Genomic DNA, 1,289 nt, shown 5'->3' on the forward strand with positions numbered 1-1,289 from the left:
CCGGAAAATCTTTGCCGAAACAGATCGTTGCGACGGAACTTGATGGGCCGGTTTGTCGATTTTCCCGCTGGATCAGGCCGCAATCGGTGAGGCGGTCGAGGAATCTGCGGGTCTTGGCACGGGTCCAGCCGAATTGGGCCGCGAGTTTGCGGGACGAAACCTCTGCCCTGCCCTGCCCATCGGCCAGCCCTGTGATCCAGAGCCATGCGGCGGCGCGCGACCAGCACCGGCCCGGGACCAGATCAAGGGCCTTGGTGATCCCTGCCTTGTTGCTCATGCCGCCCCCCCAGCCTCACGCTCGGCCATCCGGGCCAGCGCAGCGGCCTGAGCCTTGCGAGCCTCGATCACATGCGGGTTCGCATCACGGGCCCGGCGCAGGGCGGCCATTTCCGGCCCGTCAGGGTCTGCGGTCTCGGTCCAGTGCTGGGCGGGCGGCTCGTCCGAAATCCTCTCCGCATCGGCAAAGGTCAGCGCCATCGGGGCGCGGGCCACAGCCGCCACGCGGGCCGGCGTGAACCCGGCCCGCTCCATGATCCGCGCCGCAGCCTCCTTGCTGACCACGGCGTCCCGGCGCTGCCGCTCCGCCTCGTCCCGCTCGCGCTGATCCCGCTCGCGCCGGGCCAGCTCGTCCGTCATGGGCCGCAATTCGCGGTCGGCCAAGATGCCGATCTCACCCGGAGATGGCCGCCGCTGCATGGTCTTGACCCAAGCGTCAAAGGCCCGCGTCACGGCCCAGAGGGGGCGGTCGCACAGGGCCACGACGAAGGCTTGCCGAATGCCAGCCTTGGTTTCCGGGTCAAGGTCAGGGTCGAAATACAGGGCCAGCGTCGTGTTCGCCATCCGCAGGATTTCCGCCTTCGAGGCGGCGTCTTGCGTATTCCCACGGATCGCGGCTGCGAGTGTCGATGTCGATTGTTCCCGCAGCGAGGCCGTCGGCAAGCTGGTTGATGGCGGAATCGAAAGCGCGCCGCTCCGATGATCGGTCATTTTTCCCTCCGGGGTTCGGTGTCGATGGATCAAGCCGGGGCGCTTGGAGCGCAGCGGCATAGGCCTGCATGGCCGGGACAAGGATCTTCGGCCCCCTGGCCGGTTCGCTGTGCTGGACCGCGTTGAGGCGGGAAACCTCAACGATCTGGTCATCCGTCAATCCCAGATCGTCGCGCCATCGCTGGACGATGAGCGGGGCATCCGGGGCGGTCCAGTATTTCGGGATGATCTGCCCCCGGTCGAACCCGATGACGTGCAGGATGCGCCAGATCAGGTCATCGGCCTGCGGCGGATCGGCCTCG

General features: G+C 67.4%; 2 protein-coding genes and 1 pseudogene. All 3 read right to left on the reverse strand.

What is annotated here, in order from left to right:
- Positions 1-277: helix-turn-helix domain-containing protein (locus V7Q39_RS12470; protein ID WP_333816912.1), on the reverse strand; the 277-nt coding region annotated here is incomplete at its 3' end.
- Positions 274-840, reverse strand: coding sequence for a hypothetical protein (locus V7Q39_RS12475; protein ID WP_333816913.1), 567 nt, complete (start codon positions 838-840; stop codon positions 274-276). The genes V7Q39_RS12475 and V7Q39_RS12470, both read right to left, overlap by 4 nt.
- Positions 803-1,289: pseudogene (locus tag V7Q39_RS12480) on the reverse strand (hypothetical protein); the annotation flags it as partial. The gene V7Q39_RS12475 and the pseudogene V7Q39_RS12480, both read right to left, overlap by 38 nt.

Source organism: Tabrizicola sp. (genome assembly GCF_036781545.1).
Lineage (GTDB): Bacteria > Pseudomonadota > Alphaproteobacteria > Rhodobacterales > Rhodobacteraceae > Tabrizicola.

Excerpts from the sequence above, each read along its gene's own strand:
- V7Q39_RS12475 (WP_333816913.1), bottom strand. The coding sequence starts at position 840 with ATGGCGAACACGACGCTGGCCCTGTATTTCGACCCTGACCTTGACCCG.